Origin of the sequence: Sulfurimonas sp. HSL-1716, from assembly GCF_039645975.1 — a bacterium.
Classification (GTDB): domain Bacteria; phylum Campylobacterota; class Campylobacteria; order Campylobacterales; family Sulfurimonadaceae; genus Hydrocurvibacter; species Hydrocurvibacter sulfurireducens.
Genome location: NZ_CP147918.1, coordinates 1,545,195 through 1,563,882 on the forward strand (window position 1 = coordinate 1,545,195; position 18,688 = coordinate 1,563,882).

An 18,688-nucleotide genomic window follows, 5' to 3' on the forward strand; every position below is an offset into this window, starting at 1 on the left:
ACATTAGTTTATGACTGTGTACGCTCGTTTTCCTGCATGACATCGACATAATCACACACTTCGTTGTTATCGTTGCACGGCTGAGCATACCCTGAGATCGGATCGTCTTGAGCATCTGCGAGATTATCCGATACGAACGTCCAGTTTATCAGCTTCCACCAGTTCTCAAGATAATCCGCTCTGCCGTTGCGATAATCGATATAGTATGCATGTTCCCAGACATCGCAGGTAAGCAGAGGTGTCTCGTTATGGCGTATCGGATTGTCCGCATTGGAGAACTCGGAGATGGCCAGTCTGCCGTCTTTTGTCAAAACAAGCCAAACCCATCCCGAACCAAACAGTGCGGCGGCTTTGCCCAAAAACATCTTTTTAAACTCTTCTTGCGAGCCGAAAGTGTTTTGTATCATGTCAGAAAGCGATACAGAACATGTACTAGGCTCTTTAGAGAGGCCATGCCAGTAAAAATTGTGGTTAAACACCTGTGCGGCATTGTTGAAGATCGCGCCGTTTGAATATCTTACTATATACTCCAAAGGCTTACCCGCATAATCACTTCCTTCGATAAGCCCATTGAGCTTATTGACATAACCTGCATGATGTTTACCGTAATGATAGCTTATCGTTTCAGAGGAAATATATGGTTCTAATGCTGCTTGGCTATAGGGCAGTGACATTAATTCAAACTTCATTTTACACTCCTTGCATATAAGTTGCTTTGTATCATCGTAACTGAAAAAATATAATGTTTTGCAAAAAATATTGAACTAGTTTAAAGAAGTTATTCTTCTTGATCTTTATCGACTTTTTCTTAAAGAATTTCAACTATAATTACGAACAAAAAAACAGTAATCGATCTCTATGGAAGACAGTGCAAAATTTTAAAATGAAAATCACTATTGCAGAGTTAGTTGATCTTGTCAACGAAAAGACATTGTTGAAATTACAAAGAAAAGTTATCTCCAAGTTCGAATGGACTCAAAACAATAAAATCAGGATAACCTATACCAACGGTGCGGTCGAACATTACGGATGTTATTCTGATTGTTATGCGACACTCAATGCAAAATACCGCTTGGATCTGCAATCTTATGACCCCGTTTTCCTGCCGCGCAGCAATATCAAAGAACTGCCAAAAGCAGTCGCAAAAAAAAAGAAAAACCATCATATAGAAAGGATCCTTCTTCGTTTGAAAAAGGTTCTAAAAAACGTAGAAAAATCAAAGAAAAGTATTCATCTCAATATGGCGGAGATCCAGCAGGCACTTTTTTCACTCAAGCAAGATATCTTTATGGCCAATCCGTACGATCTCAACGTAGCGTTGCAGGAGCTTTACCATAAAACATATCCCGGAGATAAAGAGATGTTCGTTTATTTTGAAAAGATCAAAAAAGAGCTGGATTCTTACGGGTAAGTAAACATACCGATCCAAAAAGGATCGATACAACAAGAAGTAATCAGCGGACCAAGTCGAAAAAGTAGTCGGTCGAAGCGATGTTTTTGGTCTCTTCGTCCAACTGATCAAGGACTTTGTTCGTGATCCAAGTAAGCAGGTTCAACGCTCCGTCGTATCCTGCAATAGAATATCTATGCAGATGGTGACGATCAAATATCGGGAATCCGATATAGATCAGCGGTGTACCTGTATCACGCATAAGCTCTTTGCCGTAAGAGTTGCCTATCATGAAATCGACCGGCTCTGTGAACAGCAGCGAACGCATATGCCACAGGTCTTTACCTGCCCAGACATGACAGCTTGCGTGCGCCGGCGAAGTATCAAGCAATGCTCTCATCTCCTCTTCCCACCCGCGCGGTGCGTTGTGACACAGTACATGAGTCGGCTCGGCACCCATCTCCAAAAGGAACGAGATCATACCGATCAAAAAGTCAGGATCGCCCCATATAGCGAATTTTTTACCGTGCATATACGGATATGAATCCTGCATCGCATCAACAAGACGGCCGCGTTCGATCTTTAGCTTTTCAGGTACCTCTTTTCCTGTAAGTTCTGCGAGTTTCATCACGAACTCATCCGTGCCTTTAAGACCGATCGGATTGGAAAATCCGCCTTGATGTTTCCATCTTTTGTGAACCATTTTCATGGTCTTGACGGTCGCATACTTTTGTAAAGATATCGTAGCTGTAGAATTGACGGCATCTTTTGCATCGGCTATCGGCGTACCGCCGGCAAACATACTGTACTCGCCCGCAGGCATATCCCATTGATCGGAGTGATCACCCAGCATTAAGTATGAAGCACCGAATGCTTCTGCTATGCTTTTAACGGAACGGATCGAACCGATATATGTTTCAAAACCTGGAATGATATTGATACGCTCTTTTTTCTCTTCAGATTTTTCTGATAATTGATCCAAGATACCGTGCATCATGTTGTCATAACCCGTGATATGGCTGCCCGTAAATGACGGAGTATGCGCATACGGGATCGGGAAACCGGCCGGTAGGAACTCACCGCCGTCTTCATCTTTCGCCGCCGTTGCAAACGCGTTTAGGTCATCGCCGATGACCTCTGCCATACATGTAGTAGAGACTGCGATCATCTCAGGTTTGTAAAGCGCCGCACAGTTTTTCAGACCGTCTTTCATATTTGCAAGACCGCCGAAAACCGCCGCATCTTCTGTCATAGAGTCAGAAACACAAGGAGTGGGTTCTTTAAAGTGTTTCGTGAAATATGAACGAAAATACGCGACACATCCGTGGCTGCCATGAACGTAAGGCATCGTATTCTCAAATCCAAGCGCTACCATAACCGCCCCTAGAGGCTGACATGCTTTTGCAGGGTTTACGGTGATGGCTTCACGGGCGAGGTTTTTCTCACGGTAATCCCATGATTTCGTCCACTCGGCTACCTCTTTGACTTTCTCGGGATCGATAGCGCCCATGCCGCCTTCGAACTCTTTTTTGTTGTTTAAAACCTCTTTATATTCAGGACGTTGAAATAGTTTTTGACCATTTACAATTTTTTCTATCTCTTGCATTACGCTTCTCCTTCTTTTTCCCATGGTGCTTTTGTGTGAGCCCATACCGGAGAGTTTATCGCCAGATCCATGTCTTGTGCAAAGATCGCAAAACCGTCATATCCGTGGTAAGGACCGCTATAATCCCAAGAGTGCATCTGACGATACGGCAGACCCATTTTTTGGAACACATATTTCTCTTTGATACCAGATGCGACCAGATCCGGCTGCAGTTTTTTGACAAACGCCTCGAGCTCATACTCGTTAACGTCGTCATAGATCACGGTCGATCTGAATATCTCGTCTTTTGTTCGTTTATAATCATCGTCATGAGCAAACTCGTAACCCGTACCGATCACTTCCATACCAAGGTCTTCATAAGCGCCGATAACGTGGCGAGGACGCAGACCGCCGACGAACAGCATGACCTGCTTGCCCTCTAAGCGCGGACGGTATTTGTTGACCACTGCATCTACGAGCGGTTGATATTTAGCGATGACCTCTTCGCATTTTTTCTGAATGCTCTCGTCAAAGAATGCGGCTATCTTGCGCAGAGATTTAATCGTCTGGCTCGGTCCGAAGAAGTTATACTCTATCCAAGGTATCCCGTACTCTTTTTCCATGTGGCGGGAAATATAGTTCATAGAACGGTAGCAGTGAAGCAGGTTCAGTTTCACTTTTGTCGTTGCCGCCATCTCTTTTAATGTCGCATCTCCCGACCATTGAGCCACAACGCGCAGCCCCATCTCTTCAAGCAGGATACGGCTCGACCATGCATCACCGCCTATGTTGTAATCCCCGATGATCGCGACATCATAAGGAGTCTCTTTTATCTCTTCTCCAAGCGTCTGCGGTTTTGCCTCAAACACATAATCGCGCACGGTGTCGTTTGCTATATGATGCCCGAGTGATTGGGAAACTCCGCGGAAACCTTCGCAGTTCACCGGGATGACCGTTTTGCCCGTTTGTTTCGTATACTGTTTGGACGTCGCGTTGATATCGTCGCCTATCAGACCGATCGGACACTCTGATTGAACAGATATACCGTTGTTCAAAGGGAAAAGCTCGTCTATCTCTTTAAAACAAACGGCAAGTTTCTTGTCTCCGCCGAAAACGATGTCTTTTTCTTGAAAATCGGAACTAAAGTTCATCGTCACAAACGTATCAACGCCCGTCGTGCCTATGTAATAGTTACGACGGCCCGCACGGCTGTATTGTCCGCAACCGATAGGACCGTGGCTGATATGGATCATATCTTTTACCGGACCCCAGACGACCCCTTTACTCCCTGCATACGCACAACCGCGCTGACTCATAACGCCCGGAACGGTCTTTTTGTTTGAACGGACGTTTCCGCATGTTTTTTGACTTTCATCTTCAGGACCGCCGACACCCAGGTGTTTCGCACGGTTCTTGGCAGCTTTTGCAGGATAAGCTTTTAAAACTTCTTCTACGGCTGCTTTTTGTCTAGCTTCCAATGATTCTGGACCCATTTCATTCTCCTCTATTTTTATCATTTTAAAACGCTAAAGGAGCAAAGCCCCCTTTTGCTACGTTAACACTAAGTTTGCTTCGGCAGCAGGCCCATTGCGGCTTTACGAGCATGCCGGAAGCATGCTTGTGCTTTAGTGACACAGCGCCTAGCGTAGATGTCGGGGACTTTGTTCCCGGCATCGTTCATATTGCCTTATGCGGCTTTTATACGAAACTGCGCCATAGAATCGAATTTCTTACAAAGAGCCATAGTCTCATCATCACTGCTGTCAAGACGTTTTGATATCTCGGCTATTTGGTAACGGTTCGTATAGATCATATAGTCGGTTTCTGCACTCGTTGCATAATGAACCAGCGCTTTGAACATAAACGTGTTTTTGTTCGTATAAGAGATCTCCTCTTTTTGGCCTTCGCGGCTTTCCATGTAGAGCTTAACCTCTTTTACGCCGCTTGTATCTACATCACCGAGTTTTTCGACGACTTTCTCATCCGCAATTGTATTTCCCATATCTGCAGGGAAGTGGAAACCTAAAATAAACATAATAATTCTCCTTCTTTGTCTTTTATAGTTTTCTTTTCATTACAAAATATGCCGTTGAAGCCAAGCCTCAGCAGCAAACTCACACATCTTCTGTTTTACGCCTCTGCCGCCTTACCGATGTTCTCCTCATCGGCTTCGTCTTCAAGACCGAATTTCATCAACAGGTCTTCAAGATCGTCCATCTCAAGCGGAGTAGGAATGATCTTCATATCGTTTGCAATGATCTTGCGGGCAAGCTCTTTATACTCTAACGCCTGATCAGATTTCGGGCTGTATTCGACAACTGTCATACGACGTAGTTCAGCGTGTTGAACGATGTTGTTACGTGGTACGAAGTGGATCATCTGAGTACCGAGATCTTTTGCAAGAGCCGTTGCAAGATCGTACTCGCGGTCGGTCATACGGGCATTACAGATAAGACCGGCAAGACGGACACCGCCCGTATTGGCGTACTTCAAGATACCTTTAGAGATGTTGTTCGCGGCATACATAGCCATCATCTCACCAGACATAACGATATAGATCTCCTGCGCTTTACCTTCGCGAATCGGCATAGCAAACCCGCCGCAGACAACGTCACCAAGAACGTCATAAGAAACGAAATCCAGACCTTCAGCTTCATACGCGCCTTCCTCTTCCAGGAAGTTGATCGCCGTGATAACACCGCGTCCCGCACAACCGACTCCCGGTTCAGGTCCGCCGGATTCAGTACAGTTTATCCAGCCGTGAGGCGAATCGGGAGAAAATATCCCTGCACCCGGTTTACATGCATCTTCAAGCTCCAGATCTTCAACCGTACCCATTTCAGCAGCCAACTGAAGAATAGTGTTTTGTGCTTTTTCATGTAGGATAAGACGAGTAGAATCCGCTTTTGGATCACAACCGACGATCATAATATTTTTATCAAAATAATAAGCCATAGAAGCCAATGTGTTTTGAGATGTGGTAGATTTACCGATCCCACCTTTTCCGTAAAATGCTATTTGACGAAGTGCAGCCATTTTTATCTCCTTTGTTTTAAATACTCCCTCTTAACCGATAAACGGCTCTTTGAAGGTATTTATGTATTTCACTTAGGTCAATGCATCCGTCATTCTCGATTTTTGGTACAAAAAAAACCTACAAAAGCGCTTTATTCCTACAAAGCGCGTAAATGCCGACAAATTTGTTAGAACGATATATGCAAAAAAGCGGTTTTTGTAGAAAAACAGATCACGCAGAAGATGAAACCGTATAGTGGTAGATATTGAGATGCGTCTTTTTAAAGCCGCGTCTGCTGTAAAACTGCAGCGCGTTTTTGTTGTCCACATCGGCTGCGAGCTGAATGCGTTTATAGCCGTACTCTACGGCCATACTTCTCATCTTGTTTATAAGACGGCTCCCCACACCCATCTTTCGGTACTCTTCATGCACCACAAGGTCTTCTATCTGACCGACGTAGTCGCCCTCGGCACTCGAGATGAGACGCTGCATCGTCACCATGCCGACGACTCTGCCTTCATATTTTGCCGCAAGCAGGTCGCTGCTCTCATGTTCAAAGAGCCGGGTGATCCCGGAGAGCTGTTTGTCGTAATCGATCGTAAAATCCGACTCTATTGCAAACAATACACCGAGCAGTTCGGCCATTTGGGGCAGATCCTGTTTTATCGCTTTTTCTATGGTTATTCCTGTTTTCATATTCATATCGCATATCTCCGGGTTCAAAATGGTTATCACTTTTTTTGCTTCTTCGCCGAGCGGATTGCCGTTTACGTACAATATATTTAGATAAGAGAGATTTGCCAAAGTGTCGGGCAGCTCTTTTATCTTGTTGCCGTCGATATCCAGCTCTTGCAGCCGTATATATCTGCCTATCTCTTTTGGGATCGTCTCTATCTCGTTAGAGGAAAAGCATAAAAGTTCCAGATTTTCAGAAGCAGGCAGCAAAAGCTCGCGCAGTCCGCAGCCCTCGCAAGAAAGCTCTTTTAAACAGGGTGCAAAGCCGTCATCGATGTCCAGTATCTCAAACGGATTGTCGTCAAGGATCAGGCTTTCAAGAGACACGAGAGAGCCAAGATGCAAAGATGCAAGCAGGTTCGAACTCAGATCGACGCGCTCTACGTCCAGTGCAAAAAAGGCAGCATCTATCTTTTCTATCCTGTTATGCGATGCTGCGAACTCCTCTATGGACGACAGTTCTTTGACTGTTTGGGGTATCTCTTTTATGATGTTGTCGCTGATATCGAGTCTCTGGACTTTTTTTAGCATCGAAAAGACACCGCTCATGTCATGCAGCAGATTTGACGAAAGGTTCAGCGTACGGATCTCATTATTTGAGGCAAAACAGCCGTCTACGCATTTTAAGGCATTGCCGCTTAGATCGAGAACTCTTAGATATTCACACTCTTGTAATATCGATACGTCGCTTAACTTGTTGGAGCTCACATTGATGGAGCGAAGGTTTATATCTCTGAGTACAAAAGGCAGCGCCTTAAAACTGTTTCTGCGCAGGTTGAGATTGACAAGTCTGCTTAGTTTACGCATCGAATCGGGCAAAGAGTCCAGCTTGTTGTTTGAGAGGTTCAGCGCATTTAAGTTTCTCAGCAGACCGATCTCTTCGGGCAGCTTTGCTATCTTGCGTCCGCTGAGATCGAGCCTGTTGATCTCTGCGAGCGACCCGATCTTCTCATCGACGGCACCAAGCGATACCAACCAGTTTTTGAGTCTCTGTTCTTTGCTACTCATCATCGCCGGCTCCTTCACATAATCTTTTGATCCTCTCTAGTCTTTGTTCTATCAAGTAGGCGATCTCGTCATAATCGTATCTGCCGTATCGATTCATATCATAAAGCTTCATAAGCACTGCTCTGCAGCAGCTTTTGTTGCATTCTGTCACAAGTTTTTTGGCTTTTTTAAACGGGAGAGCCGTGTTTTGGAAGATATCGACCGCTTGGGCGACATTTTTTTGACCGCATTCACAGATCTCCATCTCAAGGATCTTTTGCTTCTCTTGCATACGAAACTCCTTTTTTTGACGATGCTAAAAAAATGCGATGCCAGCCAAAGAATCCCTTACAGACCCTTTGCTTCTTTAAAGCTGTTTGCTTCTTCGACCGCGGCTTTTAGTTTTAGGCTGAGTTCTGGCATCCTGACATAATCCGTCCACAAAGTGTCCTCTACTATATCGTGTATCTCAGAAGCGATCTCGACCGCTATTCTCTTTAGCTTTGCCAGCTCTTTTTTATTTTCTTTTAGTTCTTCAGACATGTTCTTACTCCTTAAATCTTATTTTTTACAACGAAAACGCGTAGATGTTTTCAAAGTCGATCTCGGTCGTCACGCCTCGCGACATATGTACAAAGCGCTGTTTGCTTTGAAAATGATACTTTTCATACAGATCGACTACATGTTTGATGCCCAAAGGGACGTCTGCGACCACTCTTTTTAATCCCCTGAAGTACAGCACCCCGCGCATCATCTTCTCGGCTTCATCTTCGTGCCCTGCGCGGACCTGCCAAGGACCCAGGTAAACATTTCTTGCATTCACGATGCTTGAGTGCTGAAAACCGTTTGGCAAAGTCAGTTTAAGCGAACTGTTCCTATCCATTTCATCTAGTAAAAAGTCCATTCTATTCTCATGAAATGTCTCTTTGTCGATCGCAGAGATAACCGCTTCAAAGTTACTTCCGTCCAGCTCTTTGGCATGGGCATTGGTAAAGTTAAACGGAGGGACTTTTCCGACGTTTATATATCTTCCGACCTGCATCTTCTCCTCAAAACCGTAACCTTTGAAAAAGTCGACCAAATCCGGATTTGCATGGATGTAAAGACAATCATATTCGTTCACTGCACCCAAAAGAGTCTCGAATAAACGGCGTCCGATCCCCTGTTTTTGATAGCTTGGTTTAACCATAAAATACTTTATCATGGCAGAGTGCTCAAACTCTATGGCCATAACCGCACCTACGAGTTTACCGTTGTCGTATGCACCGTAACACAAATGCGGCGAGTGCATCATCATCAGCTTGACATGATAGCCGTCAAGCAACCAGCCTACCTCTTCTGACATGCTTACAAATTCGGCAACATCGATGAATTTAAGCCATCCTATAAACATAGGCTTTCCCTGTAAAGAGTGACAAGCTCGGCATCATCTAAGACTCTTTTTCTGGATGTAACTATATCACGGATACGTGGCAGCAATAGTGCCAATGTCGATCTTTCCGCATTAATGCCGAGCTGTTTGAGATGGTACAAAATTGTTCCCGTCCCCGAGTGCTTTCCTATGGGAAACTCTCTTGAAGAACCGACCTCTTCAGCTTCAAAAGGCTCATACGACTTAGAGTTTTTCATCATACCGTCCGCATGAACTCCGCTTTCATGGGCAAATATTCTCTCACCTACGATCGGCGCACTAGGAGAGAGAGTCATTCCTGCCGCATTTGCGACTAAAAGCGCAAGATTGCGCATACCCAGCGTGTCTATAGGACGGGTTTGTCCGTAAAGATGTTTGAGCGCCATCGAGATCTGCTCGAACGATGCGTTGCCCGCTCGCTCTCCTAGACCTATGACCGTCGTATTGACGCTTAGGGCACCTGCATCCAAACCGCTGAGCGCATTGGCATTTGCCAAACCGAAATCGTTGTGAGTGTGCATCTCTATAGGAAGAATATCCGCAGAAACCAGTTCACGTATATCGTTATAAATCTGCATCGGGGTCATGATGCCTACCGTATCACAGTAGCGAAAGCGATCAGCCCCGAGTTCGCGCCCAAGTCTCATAACCTCTTTCATAAAAGAGAGAGAACCGCGCGAGCTGTCCTCTCCTCCGATACAAACATAGACACCTTCGGCTTTTGCTACTTTGATGACATTTTCAAGTTCACGCAGCATAGCATCTTTGTTGCCGCCGAACTTCACATCTATTAAAATATCCGAAATGGGAATAGAAAGATCAACTGCTTTAACACCACAGCTAAGTGACGCTTCCAGGTCACTCATCTTTGCACGGTTCCAAGTCATCATGCATACGTCCAAACCAAGAGAGAGCAGCTCTTTGATATCTTCTTGCTCTTTGCTTCCCATAGCAGCGATACCGATCTCCAGTTCATCGGCACCGCAGGCTACGAGCGCTTTGGCAATGGTAAGCTTCTCCTCTGTATTAAACGCTACGTAGGGAGCCTGTTCACCGTCGCGAAGAGTCGTGTCATTGATAAGCATCTTGTCAATTCCCTTCCATCTCTTCGGAGAGGTTAAAGTATTTTCTCGCCGCTTTTAAAACAGAAACCTCAATCGGCTCGTAAGCGTAGCTTTGATCTGCAGCGATTCCGGCTTTAGCCAGATCGTCTTGCGGGCATCCGCCGATCTTTGCTGTAAGGATGAGTTTTACATCTTTGAGTTTTTCAAGGATAGGGTCCATAGGGTTTGCACCGTCCGGTCCCGCACAGTATTCATAATCGAGTTTTCTATGGTGAACGAAGCGGATACCTTTGTCACCCGCTTCATAGATAAGAAACTCTCTGACTGAGCCGAAATGCTGGTTTATCATCCCCTCGCCTGCAGTCGTGACCGCTACAAGGACAGTATTGCCGTCAGAGCTGAGTTCCTCTTTTTCTTTACGCACGCGTTCGTTTGCCTGATCCAAGAAAAATCTAAATTTTTCGATCTTTGCCTGTGCTTCTTGACGTCCCTGCAGATCGTACTTAGTCTGTAGTTCATCAAAATTCATCTCGTTAAAAGCCGCTTTTGTGAACTCCTGTCCTCTGTCCTCGCCGATAAGGCCCACGGCATCCGCACGGCATTGGCGGCAGTGCTGCATAAGTTTCATGTCCATTCCGCATGCTTCTTGTACTTCCATCTGCTGCTGATCGGTCGCGCTTGGTACGCCTGCGAGCCCAAATGCAGTACCGTGTTCAGGCTCGGAGATGATAGGCATGATGTTATGCAAAAACACACCGATCTCTTTGAGCTTTTTAGAGACTTCAGGAAGGTGTTTGTCGTTGATGCCGGGGATCAAAACAGAGTTGGCTTTGATAAGTATCCCTTTTTCGACACACTTTTTCATCCCTTCAAGCTGACGTTCTAAAAGGATCTGCGCCGCTTCTTTACCGTAGTATCTTTTATTGTTGTAAAAGATCCAAGGATATATTTGCGAACCGATCTCACCTGTTTCGTCCACGCTGTTGATAGTGACGGTGACATGGTCTATGTTGTACTTGACCATCTCATCTACATATTGAGGCAGTTCAAGCCCGTTTGTTGAAAGACACAGTTTTAAGTCAGGCGCATAATCACGTACCAACTCAAATGTCTCGAATGTCTTTTGAGGGTTAGCAAGTGCGTCACCGGGTCCCGCTATGCCCAAAACGCTTAAACGCTGTACCTCGCCGCCGACAAACAAGACTTTTTTCGCAGCTTCTTTGGGAGTAAGCCTTTCGCTTGTGACACCGGGACGGCTTTCGTTCGAACAGTCGTATTTTCTGTTACAGTAGTTGCACTGGATATTACATGCAGGGGCGACCGCTACGTGAATGCGGGCATAATGATGATGTGCGCCTTCTGAATAACACGGGTGGTTGTGTATCTTCTGGCGAATATCTTCGGGCATAAAGTTTTCAGCAGGATTGTTTGAGCAACAACTCATTTTAGCTCCTTATTTGACTATTGTTAGGAATTCAAATGATCTCGCACACGAAAGCTATAATCATTTACTAAAATGAGATTATGCAATTGACGTTCTAGCACTATCTTTGATATTGAAACAAAAAAACGACAATTTTGTATGTTTAAAAATTTATTTGAGAAGGAAAGCTCACTCCTCTTTATCAAATTCGTCAAGCTGTTTTTGATACTCTTGCTGCTCTTTCTTTTTAAGCTCCGCTTCGCTCATCATCATCACTTTAAGCTTTTTTACGAGAAATGTTCTGTCGGGAAGTTTTGTCATGTAAGCATATCCGCCGTAGATCATCCCTGTAAAGGTGACGACAACTATAAATTTTTGTAAAAGAGAGAATCTTTGAACAGGCTCTTTTATCCTCATTTCACATACGCCGCCCGGGCAGTGGCTTGCTTTTTCTCTTCTGATGACACTAAATATCTTACAACCAAGGCAGATAGAAAAAGCAGCCTCTAAAAAAAGTAAAGCCATACAGATGAGACAGACAAGGACTTTAATGGGATTTGGCTGAAAATCTATGACAAGGTAGTAAAACATGGGCCATGCAATAATCATCCCAAGCAGCCAGGCGAAACGTTTTTGTTCGGCTCCGACATATTCGGGTGTCTGATTCTGCACAAAAAAACGACCGATCAGCAGGCTAGGCGCATACTTCGGTTTGATGACACGGATGGTAAAATCGAGCGCAAAAAAGCTCACGAAGTACTCTGAAAAAACCGCCGTTCCAAGCATAACGCCGTTGGTAAGTCCTAAAAACGCTCCTACAAAAAGTATGCCCGCCGCAGCCCTGGCTTCTCTTTCATTCAAAACTCTTACGTCATATCCCGCAACTTTTTCACCGTATGCAAATAACTCTTTCATTACCGTCCTCTACCAATATCACTTTTTTATCACAAAATTATAGCTTTTTTTTTATTTGAAATATAGTTTCATTAAACATCAAATACAAATGTCAGACTCAATGAACATCCATCTAGAACGCTATATGCAAATACTTGGCTAATTATATAAAGTACAGTCTATGAAGACGATAAAAAAGTCTTTTAAAGGAGCTCACTTGCAGATAAAGTACGGCACATACACGATGCGTCTTGATGAGATGCCTCTTGACATCGGTTATGCATCCGACAAGGTCGGTGTAAAAGGTAAAAACGGCAAAGAACACACCATCGGCGGGCAAAACGGAAAGACTCAGCTCATCATCACTGCGCCTTTCATAGACGAAAATCTTTTAAAAGAGCTTCGGGAGATGGAAGCCTCGCTGCCAAACACAGCAGAGCATGAGGTCACGGCCTCACTTGTACTGGCACATGAACTAAAAAACGATTTGGCCCTTGCAAAATTCAAGCAGTATACAGACAAAAAAGAGGAGTTCGGCGATCTCTACGGTGTCAGGCTCAGCGGCGAACCCTACGAAAGAGAGCTTACAAAAGCTGTCTTTCTTATCTCAAAAGACGGCGCGCTTTTTTATGACGAGATCGCAAAAGACCTGAGCGAGAGATTCGACCAAGAGACGCTTATGAGAAAAATATACGCAGCACAAACCTGTTATACGGGTAAAGGATGCCACTAATGAACGAGATGATACAAAACATAAAAAAAGAGTTGAGAAACCAAACGACCGTACCCTATTTCGGACTGGGAATATTTCAGGGCATCACAACGAAAAACGGTGAAGAGATGCCTTATGATTCGGATTCGATGATACTTGCGATGAACAGCGGAAGAGCGATGAGCCAAAGGCTGATGTTCGAGTATTCACGCGCTGCCATGCACCTCGAACAGCGCAGGGGTGTAGAGTATATGACCCAGCTTATGAACCATATCTACACAAAAGAGTTCGAGCCTACCTCTTTGCAAAAAGCGGTGCTGGACATGTCGCCGCGCTACATCATAGATACCAACCGCGATATGAAGATACAAGAACTCTTGGCGTATGAACCACACTGTCTTATCATCGGCAAATCAAGAATAATGGCTGATAAAAACAGATATGAAGTGTATGAGTACGACGTCGAGAACAAAAAATACTTTCTTGTAGAAGACGAAGTCTTGGACAATGCGAAGAAAATACTTTTCAAACCGATGGGCTCGCCCCTACCTGAGCCGAGCTTCATCATCTCCGATGCCGATTATGTGGATTGGCTGACCGAAGCTATGGGCGGGTTTGCGCTTCCTTGCATATTAAAGACATATAGAAAGACAAAAAAGTATCTTTTTTTAGGCACATCGTTCGACCGCGATACCGACAGAATGGTCGCCAACGAGCTGACACTCAATCTTGAAGGCGGTTACGTCATCACGGACAAAGAACTTGGTAAAAAAGAGAAAAAATTCATCGAAAAACATAACTTGGAAGTCATCGACATGTCGCTTCAAGATTTCATAAAAGAGTTCGTTTAATAGGGACAGAGAACATAACACAAGGAGTTTGTAAATGCCAATAATACCGACAGTAAAAGACCTCTCGCCCAGAGGCGAGAGATATTTTGACCTTTTTTCAAAACTTTTAAACGACCGCGTCATCATCATCACCGAACAAGTGGACGACCAGATGATGGGCATCATCGTCTCTCAGCTTCTCTACCTTGAAGCAGAGGATTCAAGTGAACCCATCCATATGTACATCAGCTCGCCGGGCGGTTCAGTGATGGCAGGACTTGCCATCCTCGATACGATGCAGCTCATCTGCGCACCCGTCTACACATACGCGATGGGAATGGTCGCTTCCATGGCAGCCGTCCTTTTTACATGCGGCGAGAAGGGACACAGGTATATGCTGCCAAATGCCCAGATCATGATACATCAGCCTTTAGGCGGCGCATCCGGACAGGCAAGCGACATAGAGATACAGGCAAAACATATCATGAACCTTAAAAAAAGACTCTACAAAATCATTTCAAAGGCGACGGAAAAACATGTTAAGACTATTGAAAAACAGAGCGATCGTGACAACTATTTTGAAGCAGAAGAGGCTATTGCATTTGGATTGGCCGACACAATACTAAGCAGCATTGAAAAAAAGGATAATCGATGAGCCAAGAGAAAATCTGCTCGTTTTGCGGGCGCAAACAAAGCGAAGTCAAAAAGATGTTCTCATCGGAGAAGACGCATATCTGTAACGAGTGTATCGCTACATGTTCGAACATCCTGCAAAAAGAGGTGAAGTACGAACAGCGCGCGCAGATGCAAGAACAGCTTCCAAAACCCCAAAAGATCGTCGAGCATCTCGACAAACACATTATTGGTCAAGAAGATGCGAAAAAAGTACTGGCAGTCGCTTTGTACAACCACTACAAACGCATCGAGAGTCCCATCTACAACAATGTAGAACTTGAAAAAAGCAACATCCTGCTTTTGGGACCAACGGGCAGCGGCAAGACCCTTCTTGCAAAATCACTGGCTCGTATCATGAAGGTTCCTTTTGCCATAGCCGATGCGACTGCACTGACTGAAGCCGGATATGTTGGCGAGGACGTCGAGAGCATCCTCTCGCGCCTGCTCGCCGCTGCGAACTACGACATCGAACTTGCTCAAAGAGGGATCATCTACATAGACGAGATAGACAAGATTGCACGAAAAAGCGAATCTTCCACTATGGGACGCGATGTCTCCGGCGAAGGCGTACAGCAGGGACTTTTAAAGATACTAGAAGGTGCAGAGGTCTACGTTCCTCTCAAGGGAAGCCGTAAAAATTCAACGACGGAGACCGTGCTTTTTGACACATCTCATGTACTTTTTGTCTGCGGCGGAGCGTTTGTGGGACTGGTCCCCGACACAAACAGTAAAAAAAGCAACAGAGTCGGTTTCGGTTCGCTCAAAGACAAAGAGGCGAAAGAGTTCAAAGTCGACCAAAAAGCGCTCGTGCATTACGGCATCATTCCCGAGTTCATCGGACGTATCCCCGTCATAGCCCAGCTTAAAGAGCTGACAAAAGAGCAGATGGTTCAGATTTTAAAAGAGCCAGACAACGCGCTCATTAAACAGTTTCAGGCTCTCTTTGAGATGGACGGCATAACGCTGCGGTTCGAAGACAAAGCACTCGAAGCGATCGCTCAACAAGCGATAGAAAAAGGCGTGGGTGCCAGAGGGCTTCGAGGGATCATCGAAGAGGTGATGCTGCCGCTTCAATACTCCTGCCCTTCGCGCGAAGATCTACAGAGTTGTACCATAACAGAAGCGCTCGTAAAAGATCCTTCAAAAGAACCAATATTTACCTATAAAACGGAAAAAGAAGCGTAAATCTAGAACCGAAATTGCATCGGAAAAGTCAAACAAATCAAAGGAAACAGCACATGTCAAAAGTACAAGAGTTCATCTATGAAAACAACCTGCAATGGCAGGCATCGTTCAGTGCAAAAACGGATAAGTACGCTTACGGATACAGAGGAAGTCTGGTGATCACTCCGGGTAAGGTTATGTCTGCGGACAAACAGCTGCCGCCAAAAGCGACCGCTACTCAAGCCATCTTGGTGAGCAGCGGCGATAAGATCGATTTTCTCGCTTGCGAACTGGAGAGTTTGGATTTTTTTGAGCCTTTTGTAGAGCGTTACAAAGAGGTTCTTTCACCAAGCGGTCTGTACATACTTTTCGTGACGGATCTCGACGGTGACGGCAAGTTTGAATACGAAGGTTTCACTTTCTACACGTTCGCACTCGATGAAAGTTCAGTATGGAACGAGCTTTTAGACCACGCCGACCTTTCAAAAGGCGATCTGAAAAAAGCGAGTGCCGAAGAGAAGATCGACATCGTATACGACGAGATCAAAGGGAGTACTTTACGTATGAGCGGCAAGTCTTACGACGAGATCAAAGCGCTTCAAAACGAAGACGCGGGAAAAACACTTTTTGGAGCCGTCTGATCTCCCTACTTTTTTAAAGATTTAAGCAATAAGGGAAGCTCTTTGAGCGCTTTTATCCGGAAGGCCGCGCCGCTGAAATCATGTGTCGCGGTGAAAGTGTTATCTACAACGGCACACTCTATGCCTGCATTCACAGCTGCTTGAAGCCCTCTTTGAGAATCTTCTATGACAAGACACTCCCGCTGCAAGGCACCAAACTTTTTCATCCCCGCCAAATAGGGATCGGCATAGGGTTTTGCTCTTGGGTACTCCTCTACACACAGGCTGAAATCCATATATTTCACTATCTCTCTTTGCGAATGTATGAGATTAAAATCAACCCGTCTGGCAGTCGTGACGATGCCCATCCTGTACTCACGTGAGAGCTCTTCAAGCACATCGAGAACTCCCTCTATCTCGATATGTTCGCTTAGCAAAAACTCCTGGTAGTATGCATCCCTTCTGCGTCTTTGTTCATCTATGAGCTCTTTGGGACGCCCGAGTTTCTGCGCCGCTTCCCAAGCCGTACCGCCTCGCGCCATAATCTCCATATAGACATCGAACTCCAGCTCCACGTCTATCTCTTTTAAAGCTTTTTTATTTGCTTCGTAGTACCATTTTTCAGTCTCTACAAGGACACCGTCATTATCAAAAAGAAGAAATTTTTTCATTTTTTTATAATATCAAAACTTAACAAATATATATAGTTTCATTTGTCTTTGAGCTTTTAAAACTCATCCCTATATAATATTTCAAAGGCTCTTCATGAAGATTTTAGACACAGACGTCGCTATCGTCGGTTCGGGTTCGGTCCACACTGTCGCCATGCATCTTGCCAAAGGTGGGAAGAAAGTGGTTTTGATCGAACAGGACGAGCTTGGCGGCACATGCGCGCTGCATGGGTGTCTGCCCAAAAAATACCTTGTAGAACACGCTCACATCCGCATGATGATCCGCCATCTTTTGACAAGAGGGTTTGAGACCCTGCCAAAAAGTTCCTGGAGTTCGCTTCAAGCCGCCAAAGAGGAGTTTACAAAAAGTGTCCCAAACCACACGCGCAAACTGCTTCAAGCCGCCGGCGTGGAGTTTGTGCAGGGAAAAGCGGTTTTTGGCGGAACGCATTCTCTTAAGGTCGGCGATTCATATGAAATAAACGCAAAAAAAATCATCGTAGCCACCGGCTCAAAACCAAAAAAAGCAAAAGAGATAGAGGGCTCACAGCATATCCTTAACAGTGACGATTTTCTTAACCTAAAAGAGCTTCCGAAAAATACGGTGTTCATCGGAGGCGGCTATATCACGATGGAGTTTGCACACATACTCGGTGCATTCGGAAGCAAAGTCACGATCATCCACAGGGGAGATACACTTCTGAAACGGCTGGATCAAGAGATATCTTCAAGACTTGAAAACGTTTTGGCGGATATGGACATAAATATCATAAAAGAGACGACGGTATCGAAGATAAAAAAGGTTGGCGGAGCATTTGAGATCACCGACTCAAACGGCACTCTGCACAGATGTGAAAAGATCTTTTCGGCGATAGGCAGAGTACCCAATCTCTCCGTACTAGAGGGCGGTCTTGGAGAAGTCGAATATAATGCGCACGGCATCAAAGTCAACAGTTTTTGCCAAAGCATATCCAACCCCGACGTCTATGCCGCGGGAGATGCCGCAGCAACACCTTTTATGCTCTCTTCGACCGCGGATCAGGAAGCTCGTGTAGCGGCGAGAAATATCCTGCACGGCAACAGTGAGAGCATAGATTACGACATCGTTCCCACTTCCATCTTCACCTATCCCGAAGCAGCAGCCGTCGGACTCGATGAAATGCAGGCAAGATCACAGGGGCTTTCGTTTGAGATTTACAGCGGCGAGACAAAAGAGTGGTCTTCATCAAAAAGGATCGGAGAAGAACACGGCTTTTACAAGATCATCGTCGAAAAAAAGAGCGCCCGTATACTGGGCGCACATCTTATCCGCCACCATGCCTCGGAGCTGATAAACCTCTTTGCCCTTGCCATCAAGACAAAGGCGACGACACATGACCTCAAGCACATGATGTGGGCGTATCCGAACTTTACTTCCGACATACGATATATGCTGAGCTGAGAGATATAAGAGATTTTTTAACGATCTAAATCCCTGAGTATTATCTAATAATATTTTTTTATAGATATAT

The 18,688-nt window shown here is 45.1% G+C and carries 20 protein-coding genes; 7 read left to right on the forward strand and 13 right to left on the reverse strand.

Annotation, left to right across the window (positions count from 1 at the left end; all coding sequences use genetic code 11):
* Positions 1 to 8 precede the first annotated feature (8 nt).
* Complete coding sequence (locus tag WCY03_RS07865) at positions 9 to 689, reverse strand: superoxide dismutase (protein ID WP_345991802.1); 681 nt, start codon at positions 687 to 689, stop codon at positions 9 to 11.
* Between the two features lie 179 nt (positions 690 to 868).
* Here WCY03_RS07865 and WCY03_RS07870 point away from each other — a divergent pair, with 179 nt between their 5' ends.
* Entirely contained in the window at positions 869 to 1,411 is a 543-nt protein-coding gene (locus WCY03_RS07870) for a hypothetical protein (protein WP_345991803.1), read from the forward strand.
* A 43-nt stretch (positions 1,412 to 1,454) separates the two neighbouring features.
* Here WCY03_RS07870 and nifK read toward each other — a convergent pair whose 3' ends face one another.
* The 11 genes from nifK to WCY03_RS07925 form a co-directional block, all read right to left on the reverse strand.
* The gene (gene nifK / locus WCY03_RS07875; protein WP_345991804.1) at positions 1,455 to 2,996 is read right to left on the reverse strand and encodes a nitrogenase molybdenum-iron protein subunit beta; all 1,542 of its coding nucleotides are present in this window, start codon (positions 2,994 to 2,996) and stop codon (positions 1,455 to 1,457) included.
* Entirely contained in the window at positions 2,996 to 4,468 is a 1,473-nt protein-coding gene (nifD, locus tag WCY03_RS07880) for a nitrogenase molybdenum-iron protein alpha chain (RefSeq protein ID WP_345991805.1), read from the reverse strand. The genes nifK and nifD overlap by 1 nt, the downstream gene beginning before the upstream one ends.
* Before the next feature lie 194 nt (positions 4,469 to 4,662).
* Complete coding sequence (locus WCY03_RS07885; protein ID WP_345991806.1) at positions 4,663 to 5,010, reverse strand: hypothetical protein; 348 nt, start codon at positions 5,008 to 5,010, stop codon at positions 4,663 to 4,665.
* Positions 5,011 to 5,105: 95 nt separating this feature from the next.
* A complete protein-coding gene (gene nifH, locus WCY03_RS07890; protein WP_345991807.1) occupies positions 5,106 to 6,011 on the reverse strand; it encodes a nitrogenase iron protein in 906 nt (301 codons plus the stop codon).
* 211 nt (positions 6,012 to 6,222) lie between these two features.
* Entirely contained in the window at positions 6,223 to 7,737 is a 1,515-nt protein-coding gene (locus WCY03_RS07895) for a GNAT family N-acetyltransferase (protein WP_345991808.1), read from the reverse strand.
* Positions 7,727 to 8,005 carry a hypothetical protein gene (locus tag WCY03_RS07900; RefSeq protein WP_345991809.1) on the reverse strand — a complete coding sequence of 93 codons (279 nt, stop codon included), beginning with the start codon at positions 8,003 to 8,005 and terminating at the stop codon, positions 7,727 to 7,729. Before WCY03_RS07900 ends, WCY03_RS07895 begins: the two co-directional genes overlap by 11 nt.
* 56 nt (positions 8,006 to 8,061) lie before the next feature.
* Positions 8,062 to 8,256 (reverse strand): CCE_0567 family metalloprotein, encoded by a 195-nt coding sequence (locus WCY03_RS07905; RefSeq protein ID WP_345991810.1) that lies wholly within the window; start codon positions 8,254 to 8,256, stop codon positions 8,062 to 8,064.
* A 25-nt stretch (positions 8,257 to 8,281) separates the two neighbouring features.
* Entirely contained in the window at positions 8,282 to 9,106 is an 825-nt protein-coding gene (locus tag WCY03_RS07910) for a GNAT family N-acetyltransferase (protein ID WP_345991811.1), read from the reverse strand.
* Positions 9,097 to 10,209: a homocitrate synthase gene (gene nifV / locus WCY03_RS07915; protein ID WP_345991813.1), complete on the reverse strand. Its 1,113-nt coding sequence runs from the start codon at positions 10,207 to 10,209 to the stop codon at positions 9,097 to 9,099. Before nifV ends, WCY03_RS07910 begins: the two co-directional genes overlap by 10 nt.
* A 4-nt stretch (positions 10,210 to 10,213) precedes the next feature.
* Positions 10,214 to 11,632 carry a nitrogenase cofactor biosynthesis protein NifB gene (nifB, locus tag WCY03_RS07920; protein ID WP_345991816.1) on the reverse strand — a complete coding sequence of 473 codons (1,419 nt, stop codon included), beginning with the start codon at positions 11,630 to 11,632 and terminating at the stop codon, positions 10,214 to 10,216.
* A 168-nt stretch (positions 11,633 to 11,800) separates the two neighbouring features.
* The gene (locus WCY03_RS07925; protein ID WP_345991819.1) at positions 11,801 to 12,526 is read right to left on the reverse strand and encodes a DUF4395 domain-containing protein; all 726 of its coding nucleotides are present in this window, start codon (positions 12,524 to 12,526) and stop codon (positions 11,801 to 11,803) included.
* 160 nt (positions 12,527 to 12,686) lie between these two features.
* Between WCY03_RS07925 and WCY03_RS07930 the strand changes: the two genes are divergently transcribed.
* From WCY03_RS07930 to WCY03_RS07950, 5 genes are read left to right on the forward strand one after another with little or no spacing between them, the layout of a single operon-like run.
* The gene (locus WCY03_RS07930) at positions 12,687 to 13,238 is read left to right on the forward strand and encodes a hypothetical protein (protein WP_345991821.1); all 552 of its coding nucleotides are present in this window, start codon (positions 12,687 to 12,689) and stop codon (positions 13,236 to 13,238) included.
* Positions 13,238 to 14,068, forward strand: coding sequence for an SIR2 family protein (locus WCY03_RS07935; protein ID WP_345991824.1), 831 nt, complete (start codon positions 13,238 to 13,240; stop codon positions 14,066 to 14,068). The genes WCY03_RS07930 and WCY03_RS07935 overlap by 1 nt, the downstream gene beginning before the upstream one ends.
* Before the next feature lie 34 nt (positions 14,069 to 14,102).
* Positions 14,103 to 14,702 carry an ATP-dependent Clp protease proteolytic subunit gene (locus tag WCY03_RS07940; RefSeq protein ID WP_345991827.1) on the forward strand — a complete coding sequence of 200 codons (600 nt, stop codon included), beginning with the start codon at positions 14,103 to 14,105 and terminating at the stop codon, positions 14,700 to 14,702.
* Positions 14,699 to 15,907, forward strand: coding sequence for an ATP-dependent Clp protease ATP-binding subunit ClpX (gene clpX, locus WCY03_RS07945; RefSeq protein WP_345991830.1), 1,209 nt, complete (start codon positions 14,699 to 14,701; stop codon positions 15,905 to 15,907). The genes WCY03_RS07940 and clpX overlap by 4 nt, the downstream gene beginning before the upstream one ends.
* 53 nt (positions 15,908 to 15,960) lie before the next feature.
* Positions 15,961 to 16,527: a hypothetical protein gene (locus tag WCY03_RS07950; RefSeq protein ID WP_345991832.1), complete on the forward strand. Its 567-nt coding sequence runs from the start codon at positions 15,961 to 15,963 to the stop codon at positions 16,525 to 16,527.
* 5 nt (positions 16,528 to 16,532) lie between these two features.
* Here the strand turns inward: WCY03_RS07950 and WCY03_RS07955 are convergent, their stop codons facing one another.
* Positions 16,533 to 17,177, reverse strand: a complete 645-nt coding sequence (locus WCY03_RS07955; protein WP_345991833.1) for an HAD family phosphatase — start codon at positions 17,175 to 17,177, stop codon at positions 16,533 to 16,535.
* Between the two features lie 94 nt (positions 17,178 to 17,271).
* Between WCY03_RS07955 and WCY03_RS07960 the strand changes: the two genes are divergently transcribed.
* On the forward strand, positions 17,272 to 18,618 hold the full coding sequence (locus tag WCY03_RS07960) for an NAD(P)/FAD-dependent oxidoreductase (RefSeq protein WP_345991834.1): 1,347 nt from the start codon (positions 17,272 to 17,274) through the stop codon (positions 18,616 to 18,618).
* Positions 18,619 to 18,688 lie beyond the last annotated feature (70 nt).